Source organism: Streptomyces sp. NPDC025651 (assembly GCF_055558735.1).
This window is the reverse complement of record NZ_JBVHLZ010000004.1, coordinates 45404-60418: the sequence shown is the minus strand read 5'-3', so window position 1 is coordinate 60418 and position 15015 is coordinate 45404. Positions and strand designations below refer to the sequence as shown.

The following is a 15015-nucleotide window of genomic DNA, read 5'->3' as shown; positions in this document are numbered from 1 at the left end:
ACCCGTGTACTCGATCGAGATGGCCTACGCCCGCATGCGCGAGCTCCAGGACATGGCCAACCGCTCGCGTGCCCACCAGCCCACCCCCGCGCCCAAGGCGTCGGCCCGCAAGAAGCGCGCCGACAAGAAGCGCTAGTCCCCACGGGAGCCAGAGCCACCTCCGGATCCGGAGCCGAGCTCTCCCTCCCAACGGCGGTACAAGCTGTGCGGCACGCCTGCCGCGTCCAGCACCCGCCCGGCGACGAAGTCCACCAGATCCTGGATGTGCGTCGCCCCCGCGTAGAACGCCGGAGAGGCGGGCAGCACGTGCGCGCCCGCCTCGTCCAGGCCCACCAGGTGCTTCAGCGTCTGCCCGTTCAGCGGCGTCTCGCGTACGCAGACCACGAGCCGTCGGCCTTCCTTCAGCGTCACGCTCGCCGACCGCTGCAGCAGATCCTTCGAGAGCCCGAGCGCCACGCCCGCCACGCACGCCGTGGACGCGGGCACGATCAGCATCCCGCGCGTCGCGTACGACCCCGATGACGGCCCCGCCGCCATGTCGCCCGCGGCCCAGTACCGCACGTCGGCCAGGGACTCCCCGCCCACGTCGAACGTGTCCGGCTTGCCGTCCGCGCCGCGCGCCAGCCACTGCCGCAGATCCTCGCGCCAGTGCGCGTCACGGAACGAGATGCCCGTCTCGTCGAGCAGCGTCAGCCGCGAGGCGCGGGAGACGACGAGGTCGACGCTTTCGCCCGCGGCGAGCAGAGCGCGCAGCACGGCGGCGGCGTACGGGGTACCCGAGGCCCCCGACACCCCCACGATCCAAGGCTTACGCTGCGTATCTCCTGGATTCACGCTGTGAGCCTATCCGGCGGCCGTTCAGACGGTGAGCCCGCGTACGAGCAGATCGAGCAGCGCGCACACGAACAGGGCGATCCCGATGAAACCGTTCACCTGGAAGAAGGCGCGGTTCAGACGGGACAGGTCGTGCGGCTTGACGATCGAGTGCTCGTACACGAACGCGCCCGCGACGACCGCGAGCCCCAGCCAGAAGAACGCCCCCGCGTCGGTGAGCGCCGCGTACCAGACGAACAGCGCCGTGGTCACCAGGTGGCAGGCGCGCGCGCCCCGGATCGCGGCCGGGATGCCGAACCGCGCGGGCACCGACATCACGCCGACCTCGCGGTCGGTCTCCACGTCCTGGCAGGCGTAGATCAGGTCGAAGCCGCCGATCCAGATGCCGACCGCGAGGCCGAGGACGACCGCGTGCCAGGACCACTCGCCCGTGATCGCGATCCAGGCGCCGACCGGGCCCATCGCCTGGGCGATGCCGAGGATCGCCTGCGGGAAGTTGGTGAACCGCTTGCCGTACGGATAGACGACCATCGGGATCACCGCGATCGGCGCGAGCGCCAGGCACAGCGGGTTGAGCAGGGCCGCCGAGCCCAGGAAGATCACCAGCGCGATGAGCGCGCCCGTCCACGCGGACTTCACCGACACCGCGCCCGTGACCAGCTCGCGGTGGGCGGTCCTCGGGTTACGGGCGTCGATCTCGCGGTCGATGATCCGGTTCGCGGCCATGGCGAACGTCCGCAGGCCGACCATGCAGATCGTCACCAGGAGCAGCCGCCCCCAGTGGATGTTCTTGTCGAGCTGGAACATGGCGGTCAGGGACGCGATGTAGGCGAAGGGCAGCGCGAAGACGGAGTGCTCGATCATGACGAGCCGCAGGAACGCCTTGGTGCGCCCCGGCTGCGGGATCGCGGCGGAGGCTGAGCTCACAGCCCGTACTCCTTCCAGCGGCGGTCGACCGTCGCCGCCGTCTCCGGGTCGGACTCGACCATGTTCGGCCAGCCCCCGTCCCGTACGTACCCCTCTTCGGGGAGCTTCTTCGTCGCGTCGATGCCCGCCTTGCCGCCCCAGAACTGCTGGTACGAGGCGTGGTCGAGGTGGTCGACCGGGCCCTCGACGACGGTGAGGTCGCGGGCGTAGTCGGTGTTGCCGAGCGCGCGCCAGGACACCTCGTGCAGGTTGTGCACGTCGCAGTCCTTGTCCACCACGATGATCAGCTTCGTCAGCGACATCATGTGCGCGCCCCAGATGGCGTGCATGACCTTCTGCGCGTGCTTCGGGTACTTCTTGTCGATCGAGACGATCGCGCAGTTGTGGAAGCCGCCCGACTCCGGCAGGTGGTAGTCCACGATGTCCGGGACGATCACCTTGAGGAGGGGGAGGAAGAACCGCTCCGTCGCCCGGCCCAGCGGACCGTCCTCCGTCGGCGGGCGGCCCACCACGATCGACTGGAGCAGCGGGCGCCGCCGCATCGTCACGCAGTCGATCTTCAGCGCGGGGAACGGCTCCTGCGGCGTGTAGAAGCCGGTGTGGTCGCCGAAGGGCCCCTCCGGCAGCATCTCGCCGGGCTCCAGCCAGCCCTCGATGACGACCTCGGCGTGCGCGGGGACCTGCAGCGGCACGGTCTTGCAGTCGACCATCTCGACGCGCTTGCCCTGGATGAACCCGGCGAGCATGTACTCGTCCATGTCACCGGGCAGCGGCGCCGACGACGCGTACGTGACGGCCGGCGGGCAGCCGAAGGCGATCGCGACCGGGAGCTTCTCGCCCCTGCGGGCGGCGACCTGGTAGTGGTTGCGGCTGTCCTTGTGGATCTGCCAGTGCATGCCGATGGTGCGCTTGTCGTGGCGCTGGAGGCGGTACAGGCCGAGGTTGCGCACCCCGGTGTCCGGGTCCTTGGTGTGGGTCAGGCCCAGGTTGAAGAAGGAGCCGCCGTCCTCGGGCCAGGTGAAGAGCGCGGGCAGCCGCTCCAGGTCCACGTCGTCGCCGGTGAGGACGACCTCCTGGACGGGGGCGTTCTCGCCCTTCACCTTCTTCGGCGGTACGTGCGTCATCGCGCCGAGCTTGCCGAACGCCTCACGGATGCCGACGAAGCCGTGCGGCAGCTCCGGCTTGAGCAGGCCGCCGATCTTCTCGCTGATCTCGCCGTAGGACTTCAGGCCGAGCGCCTTGAGCAGGCGGCGGTCCGTCCCGTACACGTTCATCGCCAGGGGCATCGACGAACCCTTGACGTTCTCGAAGAGGAGCGCGGGACCGCCGGACTTCTGCACCCGGTCGACGATCTCGCCGACCTCCAGGTACGGGTCGACCTCGGCCTTGATGCGCTTGAGATCGCCCTCGCGCTCCAGTGCACGGAGCAGGGAGCGAAGATCGTCGTAAGCCATGCGTTCCAGTATCCGGCACCGGCTACCCTGGCCCCGTCACCGGGGGCTCGCACGCCACCCGCCGTCGCCTCTTGGGGGATCGCGCCACCATGCTCAGGTATCTGCCGTTCCTGCTGGTCCTGGCAGTGTGGATCTATGCCTTCATCGACGTCCTGAACACCCCGGAGAAGGAGGTCAAGCACCTCCCCAAGGTGGTGTGGGTCATCATCGTGCTGCTCTTCGGCGAGGTGCTGCTCGGTCCCATCGCCTGGTTCGTCACCGGCAAGGTGCGCCATGCTCCCGGCGCGGGCGGCGGCGGCATCGGGCGCGGTCGCGGCCGGACCCAGTGGGTGGCGCCCGACGACAACCCCGAGTTCCTCAAGTCCCTCAGGGACGAGGACCCCGACGAGAAGAAGAAGCGGGACCGGGGCGAGGACTGAGACCCCGTGGAACTGCGGCTGCTCGTGACCTTCGAGAAGGTCGCCACCGTCCTCAGCTTCACCCGGGCCGCCACCGAGCTGAAGTACGCCCAGTCCAGCGTCACCAGCCAGATCCGCGCCCTCGAATCGTCCCTCGGCGCCGAGCTCTTCGACCGGCTCGGCAGCCGGATCCGCCTGACCGAGGCCGGTGAGCGGCTGCTGCCCTACGCCCGGCAGATCATCGACCTCGCCGACGAGGCACGGGCCGCGGTCGTCGGCGCCGACGAGCCGTCCGGCGCGATCGCGGTCGGCACGATGGAGTCGCTGACCTCCTACCGGCTTCCGCCGCTGCTCGAACTCTTCCACCACCGCTACCCGAAGGTGCGGCTCTCACTGCGCCCCACCCTGGGCGACGAGACCCGGCGGGCACTGCGCCAGGGGACGTACGACGTGGGGTTCCTGATGGAGCCGGAGACCGGGCACCAGGGCCTGGAGAGCGAGGTCCTCGCCGAGGAGCCGCTGGTCCTGGTCTGCGCGCCGGACCATCCGCTGACCGCGCGCGGGGGCGCCCCGCTCACCACCGGCGATCTGGCCTCCGTGCAGCTCGTCGGCACCGAACCCGGCTGTCCCTACCGGGACCTCTTCGAGGACGAGCTGCGGACGCGGACCGGGGAGCCGCCGCCGTTCATGGAGTTCGGCACGATCGAGGCGACGAAGCAGGGCGTGGCCGGCGGGCTCGGGGTGGCGCTCCTTCCCGCCGTGGCGGTGGCCAGGGAGCTGGCGGACGGCACGCTGGTGCGGCTGCCGTGGGCGCCGCCGTTCACGCTGTGGACGCAGCTCGCGTGGCGGTCGGGGAAGCGTCTTCCGTCCCATGTGCGGCTGTTCGTGGAGCAGGCCGTGCGGCTCGTGCGGGAGCAGGGTTCGCCGGCCGGGCCAGCGTGACCCTGAGGCTCGCGAGCACGATCAGCGGGACGCCGAGCGCCTGGACGAGCCCGATGTGGTGGCCGTAGACCGCCCAGTCGGCGACCATCGCGACCGCGGGGTAGGTGAAGGCGAGCACCGCGATCTTGGCGGTGGGCAGCTTCGCGTACGCCGCGTACATCAGGACGTACATCAGGCCGGTGTGGATCACGCCGAGGCCGACCAGCCAGGCCCATCCGGTGCCGGTGCCGCTCATCGCGCCGAAGTCGGCGAAGGGCAGCAACAGCGGGATGCCGACGACGACTTGGACGAGGGCGATCAGGTGCGGGCGCACCCCGGTGACGCGCTTGGTGACGAGCGTGGACAGGGCGTAGAGGAGCGCGGCGAGCAGCGCGAGGCCGATGCCCGCGAGTGAGCCCGCGTCGCCCGGCCGCACCCCGGAGACCAGCACGAGCCCCGCGAACGCGGCCGCCAGCCAGCCCAGTTGGAAGCGGGACAGGCGCTCGCGCAGGACGAGGGCGCTGAGCAGCACCAGGAAGAACGGCTGCGTGTGGTAGACGACGGTGGCCAGGGAGATCGAGGTGGCCTCGTACGCCGAGAAGAGGAACACCCAGTTGAAGACGATGAACACCCCGCCGAGCGCGGCGAGCGAGAGCTTCCCGAGGGTGAGGCCGTGGTCGCGGAAGTAGCCGCGGGCGGCGGCGTACGCGCCGAGGGCGAGGGCGCCGAACAGGACGCGGAAGAAGACGACGTTGAAGGCCGACGCGCCGGACTCGACGACGAAGATGCCGAGGGTTCCGGAGAGCGCCATGGCGGCGGTGAGCTGGGCCGTGCCCGAGCGTTCCGAGGTGCGTTCCGAAGAGGTGTTCGCTGTCATGCCGACGAAGCTACGAGCGGCCGTACGCCCTGGTCCACGCGCCGGTGGGGCGTCCTTCCGATGGGCCGATCGGCGCTGCCGATGAGGCCTGACAGGGGCCTCGCGCGGGCACGATGTCAGGCATGAGCAGCGCACCCCGCACCCCGACGGACGCACCCCGCATCCCGACGGTCGACCTCGGCCCGTGGCTGTCCGGCGACCCCGAGGCCCGCGCGCGCACGGCGCGCACCGTCGACGAAGCCCTGCGCACGGCAGGGTTCCTCCTGGTGACCGGGCACGGCGTCGACCCGGCCCTGCGCGCGGCGATCCGGGCGTCGGCCCGCGGCTTCTTCCACCTGCCCGCCGAGACGAAGCAGCCGTACGCGGTGAAGGTCGGCGGGCGCGGCTGGCTGGGCCCCGGCGCCGAGGCCAACAGCTACGCGGAGGGCACGGCCGCTCCCCCGGACCTCAAGGAGTCGCTGTCCTTCGCGGCCGACGAACCGACCGGGAACACGGCCGTGGACGCCGAGTGGTTCGCGCCCAACACCTGGCCGGACGAGACGCCCGAGCTGCGGGCCCTCGTCCAGACGTACCTGCGGGAGATGCGGTCGCTCTCGGACCGCCTCCTCGAACTGCTCGGCGCCGCGCTCGGCGAGGGCGAGGACTTCTTCACCCGGCACACCGGGCACCCCACGTGGGGCTTCAACATCAACTGGTATCCGGGGCGGGAGACCGTGGGCGAGCCGGAGCCGGGCCAGTTCCGCATCGGCCCGCACACCGACTTCGGCACGGTCACGGTCCTGGACCGGCAGGCGGGCCGGGGCGGACTCCAGGTCTTCACGGACGAGGGCGGCTGGGAGGACGCACCCTTCGACCCGGCGGCGTTCACCGTCAACATCGGTGATCTGATGGCGCGTTGGACGGACGGGCGCTGGCAGTCGGGCCGCCACCGGGTGCTTCCGCCGCCCGCCGAGGAACCCGCCGAGGAGCTGATGTCGCTCGTCTACTTCTACGAGTGCGATCCGGGCACGGACGTCAGGGGCATCGACTCGCACGCGTATCTGCGGGGCCAGTTGGACGCGATCACGGTGGAGTCCGGCGATGCCACCGACGGCTGAGGTGCCGCCGGCGGCCGGGGAGCGGGACCGCGCGTGGCTCGCGACCGCCGTGCGGGAGGCCCGCCAGGGCCTCGCCGAGGGCGGTATCCCGATCGGCGCCGCGCTCTACGCCGCCGACGGCACGCTGCTGGGCCGCGGGCACAACAGGCGCGTGCAGGACGGCGATCCGTCGGCGCACGCGGAGACGTCGGCGTTCCGCGCGGCGGGCCGGCAGCGCTCGTACCGCGGCACGACGATGGTCACGACGCTCTCGCCGTGCTGGTACTGCAGCGGCCTGGTGCGGCAGTTCGGGATCTCACGGGTGGTCGTGGGCGAGGCCCGGACCTTCCGCGGCGGGCACGACTGGCTGGCGGAGCACGGCGTGGAGGTCGTGCTGCTCGACGACGCGGAGTGCGTGGCGATGATGCGCCGGTTCACGGCGGAGCGGCCGGAGGTGTGGGGCGAGGACATCGGCGAGTAGCCCTGCTCCTGCGGGAGTTCGGCCCTGTCCTGCGGGAGTCCAGTCCTCTTCTGCGGGAGTCCAGTCCTCTCCCACGGGAGTTCAGTCCTCGCGCAGCACCAGCGCGAGGAGCCCGGGGAAGCGGGCCTCGAACTCCGCGCGGCGCAGGCGGTTGACGCGCCGGGCGCCCTCGTCGCGCTGCTCGACGAGCCCGGCCGCGCGCAGCGTCGCGAAGTGGTGGCTCAGGGCGGCCTTGCCGACGGCGACGTCGAAGCTGCCGCAGGCCCGGGTCCACTCGCCGGAGCCCGCCAACTCCCTTACCAGGTGAAGCCGTACGGGGTCGGCGAGCGCGGCGAGCGCGGTCTGCACGGAGACGTCGTCGGGGTGCGTGTGCACGGGTGCCGCGCGGTGACTCACCATGCCCGCCGCCTCTCTTCCGCCGCGCCGAGCGCCGCGCCCGGCGCCCCGGCGGCCGCCTTGCCGAGTGTTCGATGAAAACCATACACTCCCGGGTGTTCGCTTTTGATTGAACACCCGGCGGAGAGGTGGCGCAGCCATGCGCGCAGTCCAGTTCGAGAAGTACGGCGGCCCCGAGGTCCTGGAGGTCGTCGACACCGACGCCCCCGAGCCCGGCCCCGGTCAGGTGACCGTCGACGTCACCTACACCGGCGTGAACTTCGCCGACCTCAAGGCCCGCTCCGAGGGCTACCGCGTGCCCGCGCTGCCCTTCGTGCCGGGCCTGGAGGTCTCCGGCCGCATCCGCGCGGTCGGCGCGGACGTCACCGGCCTGCGCCCCGGCCAGGAGGTCGCCGCGCTCACGGCGGGCGGCGCCTACGCGGACGTCGCCCTCGCCGACGCGGCCACCGTCTTCGCGCTCCCCGCCGGCGTCGACCTGCGCACCGCCGCCACCCTGCCCACCGTCGTGCCCACCGCGCACGCCCTGCTCCACGAGGTGGGCCGCGTGGCCGCCGGGCAGAGCGTGCTGGTGCAGGGCGCGGCGGGCGGCGTCGGCACGGTCGCCGGTCAGCTGGCGAAGGCGGCGGGCGCCACGGTGTACGGCGTCGTCTCCGGGCCCGCCAAGGCGGAGTACGCCCTGAAGTACGGCTACGACGAGGTGTTCACCGGCGACACCTTCGCCGACGACGTGCGCCGGGCGACCGGTGGCCGCGGCGTCGACCTCGCGCTCGACCCGGTCGGCGGCGACACGTTCCTGCGCTCGCTGGAGTCCCTCGCGGTCTTCGGCCGCCTGGTCTCGTTCGGCAACGCGAGCGCGGCCGAGCCGTGGCGGGTGGGCCAGCCGGAGCTGTTCCCCGGGGCCCGCACGGTCTCGGCCTTCTCCGTCCTGACGCTGGCGCAGTCCGACCCGGGGGCGCTGCGCGCGGTCGCCGAGCGCGCCTTCCGCCTGGTCGCCGACGGCACGGTCACCCTGCCGGTGACCGCCGAGTTCCCGCTGGAGGAGGCGGCCGACGCGCACCGTCTGATGGGCGGACGCGCGACGACGGGCAAGCTGCTCCTGCGGGTCAGCGCCTAGCCGCGTACTCCTCCCGCAGCTCCCGCCACCGGTCCAGGCTCCATGTCGACCAGTCCTTGGGGCGGCCCTCCAGGGCGTCCACCAGGAACTCGAAGTGGTTGTGCCACCCGGCGAGGCAGTCGAGCCGCAGCGCGTCGTCGCCCTCGAACTCGTTGGTGAAGCGGACGGTGGTGGCCGCCCCGCCCGCGTCGGGCTCCAGGTGGAACCGGCAGCGGCCGTGCAGGTCGATCGTGTACTCGGCGACACGCTCGGGGTCCCACGCGGTGACGCGGCCCGAGTGGACCGCGTCGTCCTCGTTGTTGAGCCAGCGCAGCGTGACGGCGCCGCCGAGCCTCGGTTCGAGGACATCGGCGGCGGCGAGCCAGCCCTCCAGGCCGCCGGGCGTGGCCACGGCGGCCCAGACCTTTTCCACAGGCTGGGGAAGGCGGAGCTCGTAGTGCAGATGCTGGGTGGGGCCCTCGGTCCGGCTGGTGCCCTGTCCGATCGTCGCGGTCATGGCACCAGCCTCGCCCGGTACACCCCGTTCCGCACCCCTTGGGGGTGCTTACGGACGCTGCCCCGCCTTGTCGACGACGGTGCGCTCCAGGACGGCGCTGAGGCCGAGGACGTCCCCCTCCTCCGCGCCGGACGGCAGGTCCTCGACCGCGACCTCCCGCTCCCCCAGGAACCGCTTGGTCTCCTTGTCGAAGATCAGCTCCGCACGGATCCCCTGGTCCTCACGGGCGATGGCGACGCCGTGCCGCCCCTCGACGTCGACCACGTCGTCGACCAGCTCGACGCCGGGGATCTTCGCCGCGGCGAGCCAGAGGGCCGCGGCCTGCTCGGGCGGCATCAGCGACTCGCGCGAGAGGTCGCCGACCAGCGAGAAGGTGGCCTGGTCCTCGCCGGACCCGCCGTCGCTCTCCTTGTGGAGCCAGTCCAGCATGTTGACCGGGTCGGTCGGCAGCTTCTGCAGGTTGCGGTAGTAGGGGTCCGTCGGCATGAGCGGCAGCTCGGGCTCCAGGACGTCGCTCTTGGCGCCCTTGGCGGGCTCGTGGCGCATGTCGCCGTGCTTGCCGTCCACGGAGTACCACATCTCACGCGCGTGGACGGGGTCGAGCTTTCCGGGTCCGCCGTCGGAGTCGTCCGACATGTAGCCGACCTTGCTCTTGATGTACACGTACTGGTCGTCGCGGACGGTCTTCGGCATGGGCTGCTTCTCCGCCGCGGCCGCGATCTGCTCCAGCATCCGCACGGTCTCCTTCGACGGAGGCCCCGCCTGCGCCGCCTGGTCGCCGAAGGGCGAGGCGACGAGGACCGCCGCCGCGACGGACGCGGCCACCGCTCCCGCGACGAGCGCGGGCCGGAACCAGATCTTGGCGTTCCGCCCCTGCGCGGGGGCGGTCTTCTTCTCGTGGGGCTTGTCGTTCGCCTTCTCGTTCTGCCGGATCTCGGTCAACAGGTGCTCCCTGAGCAGGTGATGACGGCCCGGCGGAAGGTCGCGCTCGGGAAGTTCGTTCATCGGTTTCCCTCCCTGATGCATCGGTTTCCCTCCCTGATGGGCCCGACCGCGGAAGTGCGGTCGCCTCTTACCTGTCCGCGGCGCTCGGGGGGTTCCAAGGCTTTCGCGAGTTTTGTACGGGCCCGGGAGAGCCGGGAGCGCACGGTGCCGACGGGGATGTCCAGGGCGGCCGCGGCGGAGGCGTAGTCGAGCCCCGACCAGACGCACAGGGCGAGCACCTCCCGCTCGGGGCGGCGCAGCGTCTCCAGGGCCGTGCGGACGACGGCGAGCTGGTCCTTGTCGTCGATGCGCCCGGCGACCTCGTCGGCGAAGTCGGCCACCACCTCGTCCCGCGGCAGCCGGGCGACGGCGGCCGCGTGCCGCCGTGCCGCGCGGCGCGTGTTGCGGGTGACGTTGGTCGCGACGCCGAGCAGCCAGGGCCGCAGCGAGCCGCCCTCCTCGTCGAGCTTGCCGCGCAGCCGCCAGGCGTCCAGGAAGGTGAGGGACACGATGTCCTCGGCCTGCGCCCAGTTCCCGGTGAGGCGGTAGGCGTGGTTGTAGACGGAGCGGGCGTACGCGTCGAAGAGCTCGCCGAGGGCGTCGGCGTCGCCGTCCCTGATGCGTACGCGCAGGGCCCGGTGGCGTTCCGGCAGTTCCTGAAGTTCCCCCTGATTCGTCTCCACGCCCTCTACCTGTCCGTACGCGAAAGGCCGGTTCCCGTGACCTGGGTCACAGGAACCGGCCTCACGCGGCAACGGCGGTACGGGAGTTGGGCTCCCGGCGGCTCAGACGCCGGCGTACGAGTGCTTGCCGGTGACGAAGATGTTCACGCCGTAGTAGTTGAACAGCCAGCAGGCGAAGGCGACGAGCGCCAGGTAGGCGGCCTTGCGGCCCTTCCAGCCGGCGGTCGCGCGCGCGTGCAGGTAGCCGGCGTAGGCGACCCAGGTGATGAAGGACCAGACCTCCTTGGGGTCCCAGCCCCAGTAGCGGCCCCAGGCGTCGCCCGCCCAGATCGCGCCCGCGATGATCGTGAACGTCCACAGCGGGAAGATCGCGGCGTTCAGGCGGTAGGAGAACTTGTCGAGCGAGGCCGCCGACGGCAGCCGCTCCATGACGGACGAGGCGAACTTGCCGGGCTGGCCGCCGCTCTGCAGCTTGGTCTCGTAGCTGTCCCGGAAGAGGTAGAGCATCGTCGAGACAAAGCCGACGTAGAAGACCGCGCCGCAGAAGATCGCCGTCGAGACGTGGATCCACAGCCAGTACGAGTGCAGGGCGGGCACCAGCTGGTCGCTGGAGGTGTACAGGACGGTGACGGCGAGACCGAGGTCGAGCAGCACCGTGGTGACCAGCGGCAGGCCGAGCCAGGCGATGTTCTTCTTCAGCGCGAACAGCACCAGGTACACGCCGACGGCGACCGTGGAGAAGGTGATGCTGAACTCGTACATGTTGCCCCACGGCGCCCGCTGCACCGACAGCGCGCGGGTGAGCACACCGCCGAACTCCAGCAGGAACGCGAGCACGGTGAGGGACACCGCGATGCGGCCGTAGAGGTCGCCCTTCTCGTCGCCCGCGGCGGCGCCGGGCCCGTCCGGCACGTCACGCGAACCGGCGACGGACCGCGTGACGACCTTCGGCCGCTCCAGGGTGGCGGTGCCGCCCTTGGCCTGGACGGCGACCTCGGGCGCCTTCGCCGCGGCCTTGCTCGGGGTGAGCGCGGCGGCGGTGCGGGCGACCTTGCTGCGGCTGCCGAAGAGCCACTCCGCCATGTGCGCGAAGAAGGCCAGGAGGTAGACGGCCATCGCGGAGTAGATCAGCACGTTGCTGATGTGCGCGAGGCCCTCGTTCGGTTCGGCGGCCAGGGTGGTGGCGAGATTCACTTCTCAGCCCCTTCGGCAGGAACGACATCGGGGTCGGGGTCGGGCGCGCTCGGCGCCTTCTCGTGCAGGTGGGCGGCGAGGTCGGCGAGTTCCTCGGGGAGCTTCGCGGACTCGCTGCGGCCGAGGCCCGCCATCTCCACGACGGTGACGCCGTCGGCGCCCCTGACCGCCCGCACCCACACGCGGCGGCGCTGGATGAACAGGGAGCCGGCGAGGCCGACGATCGCGGCGACCGCGCCGACCAGCGCCCACACGGAGCCGGGCTCCTGGGAGATCTGGAAGGTCGCCCACTCCTTGAGCTCCTTCTCGTACGTGACCGACCCGGCGCCGTTCGGCAGCTTCATGGTCTCGCCCGGCCGCATCCGCTGCTTGAGCAGCTCGCCGTTCTCGTCCTTGAACTTCTGCATCTTGCGGGTGTCGAGCTGGTACACGTTCTGCGGGACGCCCGCATTGACGCCCAGGCTGCCGTGGTAGGCGGAGAGCGCGAGCACCGGGTACTCGGGGGCGGGGAACTGCGAGAACATCTGCCCCTTGCCGGCGCCCGCGAAGGTCGGCACGAAGAAGGCGTTGAAGCCGAGCTGGTCCGGCTTGCCGTTCTTGTCGCGGTAGCCGTCCATGACCTTGATGGCGCCGGTCGCGGTGCCGTTCTGGTCGATGGGCAGCAGCGGGACGGACGCCGAGTAGACGACCTTGCCCTTGCCGTCGCGGACGGTGACCTTGGGGGCGTAGCCGTGGCCGATGAGGTAGACCTTCGAGCCGTCGATCTCCAGCGGCTTGTTGACCTCGATGGTCTTCTTCTTCTCGGGCCCGTCGGCGCCCTCGCTGTAGCTGACCTTGGCCCGGTAGGTGCGGGGGGTGCCGCGGTTGGGGCCCGACTTCTCGTACGTCCCCTCGAAGTCGTCGAGCTTGAAGCTGAACGGCGCCAGCTCCTCGGTGTCGAAGAGGCTGCCGGACTTGAAGTCGTCGTACTGGCTGAGGGTGTTGGAGAAGCCGTCGCCCTCCATGATCAGCTTGCCGCCCTCGGACTTGAACAGCTGCCCGGCGGCGAACGCGATCAGCATCACGATCAGCGAGATGTGGAAGATCAGGTTGCCGGCCTCGCGCAGATAGCCCTTCTCGGCGGCGACCGACGCACCGGCGCCGGAGCCCGACGCGGGGACGGTGTGCGAGCGGAAGCGGCGCTCCTTGAGCATCGCGAGCGCGGCCTCGTGCACCTGCTCGGGCTCGGCCTCGGTGCGCCACGTCGTGTACGCGGGCAGGCGCGTCAGCTTCCTGGGCGCGCCCGGCGGCCTGCCGCGCAGCTGGCCGACGAACTGCCAGGTGCGGGGCACGATGCAGCCGATGAGGGAGACGAACAGCAGGATGTAGATCGCGGAGAACCACACCGAGCTGTAGACGTCGAAGAGCTGCAGCTTGTCGTAGATCGGCCCGAGCGTCGTGTGCCGGTCCATGAAGTCCTGGACCTTGAGCTCGTCGACGTTGTTCTGCGGGATCAGCGAGCCGGGGATCGCGCCGAGCGAGAGCAGCAGGAGCAGGATCAGCGCGACCCGCATCGAGGTGAGCTGCCGCCAGAACCAGCGGGCCCAGCCGATGACGCCGAGCGAGGGGAGGTTCGGCGTCTCCTCCTTGGGTGCGGTCGACAGCTGTGCGCCGGCCGCGCCGAGTTCGCTCTGGTCACTCTGCTCGTTCCGCTCGTTCTGCTCTTCAGGGGCTTCGGTCTTGCTCATGGATCAGATCCCCACCGTGTAGCTGTTGGTCCAGACCTGCATCTCCTGGATGATGCTGTCCCACGCACCGGTGACGAGGAGCAGGCCGGTCGCGATCATCATGATGCCGCCGATCCGCATCACCCACGCATAGTGCCGCTTGATCCACCCGAAGGCCCCGAGCGCCTTGCGGAAGGCGACGGCCGCGAGGATGAACGGAACGCCGAGCCCGAGGGAGTAGGCGATACCGAGGATCGCGCCGCGCTGCGGGTTGCCCCCGTCGGTGGCGAGCAGGAGGACCGAGGAGAGCGTCGGGCCGATGCACGGCGTCCAGCCGACGGCGAAGAGGGCGCCGACTATCGGGGCACCGGCCAGACCCACCGAGGGCCGCTTGTGGAAGCGGAACTCGCGCTGGGTGAGCCAGGGCATGAGCCCCATGAAGAAGAGTCCGAGCACGATCATCACCACGCCGAGCACGGTGTTGATGGTGCTCTGGTGTTCCTTGAGCGTGCGCCCGAGCGCCCCGAAGAACACGGTGGCGGAGACGAAGACCACGGTGAAGCCGGCCACGAAGAGAGCGGCACCGGCGACCATCCGGCCGCGTCGCGCCTCGCCGAGGTCCTGGCCGCTGACCCCGGTGACGTACGACAGATAGCCGGGCACCAGCGGCAGCACGCACGGGGAGAAGAAGGAGACGAGCCCGCCGAGCAGGGCGACCGGGATCGCGAGGAGCAGGGCCCCGCTCAGGACGGTCTGGTTCGGGCCCGTGATGGCCGCGAGCGTCGACATCACTTCTCCGCGAGCACGGGGTCGATCATCTTCCGCAGCTTCTCTTCGTTCAGCGGCTGCTGCGAGCGGGCCGCGATCTTGCCGTCACGGTCGACGACGAGCGTGGAGGGGATGAAGTTCGGGTTCATCGTGCCCTTGGGGAAGCGCAGCATCAGCTTGCCCGTCGGGTCGTACACGCTCGGGTAGGTGACCTTGTGTTCCTTCTCGAACGCGATGGCCGGGCCGCGCTCGGGGTCCCGCGTGTTGATCCCGACGAACTCGACGCCCTTGGCCTTCGTGTCGGCGGCGACCTTCACGAAGTTCGGCGCCTCGGCCCGGCACGGCGCGCACCAGGAGCCCCAGACGTTGATCACGAGGACCTTGCCCTTGTAGGCCTTGCCGAGGTGGAGCTGCTTGCCGTCGAGCGTCTCGCCGTCGAGTTCGGGGAGCGGCTTGCGGTCCGCCTTCCTGGCGGTGGCGATGCCGTCCGAACCGGCCACGAAGTTGGTGTTGCCGCCGCCGCCCGAGGTGCCGCCCGAGCCGCACGCGGAGAGGATCAGGGCCCCGACCGCGGCTCCCGCTGAGAGCAGGGCCACACGGCCGCGGCGGCCGCCGGTCCGGCGGCTACGGCTGCGGTTCGCGGTCTTGGGGGCGCGGCAGGCGGCACTCATGTGAAAAGTTTCGCATGCCCGTTTCGGGGATCTTC

At 71.0% G+C, this 15015-nt stretch carries 17 protein-coding genes and 1 pseudogene; 6 read left to right on the top strand and 12 right to left on the bottom strand.

What is annotated here, in order from left to right; all coding sequences use genetic code 11:
* Positions 1-4: 4 nt before the first annotated feature.
* A complete protein-coding gene (locus tag ACZ4D5_RS16555) occupies positions 5-136 on the top strand; it encodes a hypothetical protein (protein ID WP_467773097.1) in 132 nt (43 codons plus the stop codon).
* On the opposite strand, the gene ACZ4D5_RS16550 is transcribed toward ACZ4D5_RS16555, so the two are convergent.
* Genes ACZ4D5_RS16550 through ACZ4D5_RS16540 form a run of 3 tightly spaced genes read right to left on the bottom strand, consistent with a single transcriptional unit; the run spans position 133 to position 3215 of the window.
* Positions 133-834 carry a UbiX family flavin prenyltransferase gene (locus ACZ4D5_RS16550; RefSeq protein ID WP_467773096.1) on the bottom strand — a complete coding sequence of 234 codons (702 nt, stop codon included), beginning with the start codon at positions 832-834 and terminating at the stop codon, positions 133-135. The genes ACZ4D5_RS16555 and ACZ4D5_RS16550 overlap by 4 nt on opposite strands.
* Positions 835-858: 24 nt before the next feature.
* On the bottom strand, positions 859-1761 hold the full coding sequence (mqnP, locus tag ACZ4D5_RS16545; RefSeq protein ID WP_467773095.1) for a menaquinone biosynthesis prenyltransferase MqnP: 903 nt from the start codon (positions 1759-1761) through the stop codon (positions 859-861).
* Positions 1758-3215: a menaquinone biosynthesis decarboxylase gene (locus ACZ4D5_RS16540; protein ID WP_467773094.1), complete on the bottom strand. Its 1458-nt coding sequence runs from the start codon at positions 3213-3215 to the stop codon at positions 1758-1760. The genes mqnP and ACZ4D5_RS16540 overlap by 4 nt, the downstream gene beginning before the upstream one ends.
* A gap of 89 nt (positions 3216-3304) precedes the next feature.
* Between ACZ4D5_RS16540 and ACZ4D5_RS16535 the strand changes: the two genes are divergently transcribed.
* Positions 3305-3634: a PLD nuclease N-terminal domain-containing protein gene (locus tag ACZ4D5_RS16535; protein WP_467773093.1), complete on the top strand. Its 330-nt coding sequence runs from the start codon at positions 3305-3307 to the stop codon at positions 3632-3634.
* 6 nt (positions 3635-3640) lie between these two features.
* A pseudogene (locus ACZ4D5_RS16530) lies at positions 3641-4531 on the top strand (LysR family transcriptional regulator); the annotation flags it as partial.
* Here ACZ4D5_RS16530 and ACZ4D5_RS16525 read toward each other — a convergent pair.
* Positions 4434-5411 carry a DMT family transporter gene (locus ACZ4D5_RS16525; protein ID WP_467773092.1) on the bottom strand — a complete coding sequence of 326 codons (978 nt, stop codon included), beginning with the start codon at positions 5409-5411 and terminating at the stop codon, positions 4434-4436. The pseudogene ACZ4D5_RS16530 and the gene ACZ4D5_RS16525 overlap by 98 nt on opposite strands.
* 122 nt (positions 5412-5533) lie before the next feature.
* Between ACZ4D5_RS16525 and ACZ4D5_RS16520 the strand changes: the two genes are divergently transcribed.
* Both ACZ4D5_RS16520 and ACZ4D5_RS16515 read left to right on the top strand, forming a co-directional pair.
* Entirely contained in the window at positions 5534-6508 is a 975-nt protein-coding gene (locus tag ACZ4D5_RS16520; protein WP_467773091.1) for an isopenicillin N synthase family dioxygenase, read from the top strand.
* Positions 6492-6968, top strand: coding sequence for a nucleoside deaminase (locus ACZ4D5_RS16515; protein ID WP_467773090.1), 477 nt, complete (start codon positions 6492-6494; stop codon positions 6966-6968). The genes ACZ4D5_RS16520 and ACZ4D5_RS16515 overlap by 17 nt, the downstream gene beginning before the upstream one ends.
* Before the next feature lie 81 nt (positions 6969-7049).
* Here ACZ4D5_RS16515 and ACZ4D5_RS16510 read toward each other — a convergent pair whose 3' ends face one another.
* Entirely contained in the window at positions 7050-7367 is a 318-nt protein-coding gene (locus tag ACZ4D5_RS16510; protein ID WP_467773089.1) for an ArsR/SmtB family transcription factor, read from the bottom strand.
* A gap of 136 nt (positions 7368-7503) precedes the next feature.
* Between ACZ4D5_RS16510 and ACZ4D5_RS16505 the strand changes: the two genes are divergently transcribed.
* On the top strand, positions 7504-8478 hold the full coding sequence (locus tag ACZ4D5_RS16505; RefSeq protein ID WP_467773088.1) for a quinone oxidoreductase family protein: 975 nt from the start codon (positions 7504-7506) through the stop codon (positions 8476-8478).
* Here ACZ4D5_RS16505 and ACZ4D5_RS16500 read toward each other — a convergent pair.
* The 7 genes from ACZ4D5_RS16500 to ACZ4D5_RS16470 form a co-directional block, all read right to left on the bottom strand.
* Entirely contained in the window at positions 8468-8974 is a 507-nt protein-coding gene (locus tag ACZ4D5_RS16500; RefSeq protein WP_467773087.1) for an SRPBCC domain-containing protein, read from the bottom strand. The two genes, ACZ4D5_RS16505 and ACZ4D5_RS16500, sit on opposite strands and share 11 nt — an antisense overlap.
* A gap of 48 nt (positions 8975-9022) precedes the next feature.
* Complete coding sequence (locus tag ACZ4D5_RS16495; RefSeq protein WP_467773086.1) at positions 9023-9979, bottom strand: CU044_5270 family protein; 957 nt, start codon at positions 9977-9979, stop codon at positions 9023-9025.
* Complete coding sequence (locus ACZ4D5_RS16490) at positions 9976-10641, bottom strand: RNA polymerase sigma factor (protein WP_467773085.1); 666 nt, start codon at positions 10639-10641, stop codon at positions 9976-9978. The genes ACZ4D5_RS16495 and ACZ4D5_RS16490 overlap by 4 nt, the downstream gene beginning before the upstream one ends.
* A 102-nt stretch (positions 10642-10743) precedes the next feature.
* A complete protein-coding gene (ccsB, locus tag ACZ4D5_RS16485) occupies positions 10744-11835 on the bottom strand; it encodes a c-type cytochrome biogenesis protein CcsB (RefSeq protein WP_467773084.1) in 1092 nt (363 codons plus the stop codon).
* Positions 11832-13562, bottom strand: a complete 1731-nt coding sequence (resB, locus tag ACZ4D5_RS16480; RefSeq protein ID WP_467773083.1) for a cytochrome c biogenesis protein ResB — start codon at positions 13560-13562, stop codon at positions 11832-11834. Before resB ends, ccsB begins: the two co-directional genes overlap by 4 nt.
* 3 nt (positions 13563-13565) lie before the next feature.
* Complete coding sequence (locus ACZ4D5_RS16475) at positions 13566-14330, bottom strand: cytochrome c biogenesis CcdA family protein (protein WP_467773082.1); 765 nt, start codon at positions 14328-14330, stop codon at positions 13566-13568.
* Positions 14330-14980: a TlpA family protein disulfide reductase gene (locus ACZ4D5_RS16470; protein ID WP_467773081.1), complete on the bottom strand. Its 651-nt coding sequence runs from the start codon at positions 14978-14980 to the stop codon at positions 14330-14332. Before ACZ4D5_RS16470 ends, ACZ4D5_RS16475 begins: the two co-directional genes overlap by 1 nt.
* Between the last annotated feature and the right edge of the window lie 35 nt (positions 14981-15015).

Coding starts and splice junctions, on each gene's coding strand:
- ACZ4D5_RS16515 (WP_467773090.1), top strand. CDS start 6,492: ATGCCACCGACGGCTGAGGTGCCGCCGGCGGCCGGGGAGCGGGACCGC.
- ACZ4D5_RS16535 (WP_467773093.1), top strand. CDS start 3,305: ATGCTCAGGTATCTGCCGTTCCTGCTGGTCCTGGCAGTGTGGATCTAT.
- ACZ4D5_RS16525 (WP_467773092.1), bottom strand. CDS start 5,411: ATGACAGCGAACACCTCTTCGGAACGCACCTCGGAACGCTCGGGCACG.
- ACZ4D5_RS16475 (WP_467773082.1), bottom strand. CDS start 14,330: ATGTCGACGCTCGCGGCCATCACGGGCCCGAACCAGACCGTCCTGAGC.
- ACZ4D5_RS16510 (WP_467773089.1), bottom strand. CDS start 7,367: ATGGTGAGTCACCGCGCGGCACCCGTGCACACGCACCCCGACGACGTC.
- ACZ4D5_RS16505 (WP_467773088.1), top strand. CDS start 7,504: ATGCGCGCAGTCCAGTTCGAGAAGTACGGCGGCCCCGAGGTCCTGGAG.
- ACZ4D5_RS16500 (WP_467773087.1), bottom strand. CDS start 8,974: ATGACCGCGACGATCGGACAGGGCACCAGCCGGACCGAGGGCCCCACC.
- ACZ4D5_RS16470 (WP_467773081.1), bottom strand. CDS start 14,980: ATGAGTGCCGCCTGCCGCGCCCCCAAGACCGCGAACCGCAGCCGTAGC.
- ACZ4D5_RS16495 (WP_467773086.1), bottom strand. CDS start 9,979: ATGAACGAACTTCCCGAGCGCGACCTTCCGCCGGGCCGTCATCACCTG.
- ACZ4D5_RS16540 (WP_467773094.1), bottom strand. CDS start 3,215: ATGGCTTACGACGATCTTCGCTCCCTGCTCCGTGCACTGGAGCGCGAG.
- resB (WP_467773083.1), bottom strand. CDS start 13,562: ATGAGCAAGACCGAAGCCCCTGAAGAGCAGAACGAGCGGAACGAGCAG.
- ACZ4D5_RS16520 (WP_467773091.1), top strand. CDS start 5,534: ATGAGCAGCGCACCCCGCACCCCGACGGACGCACCCCGCATCCCGACG.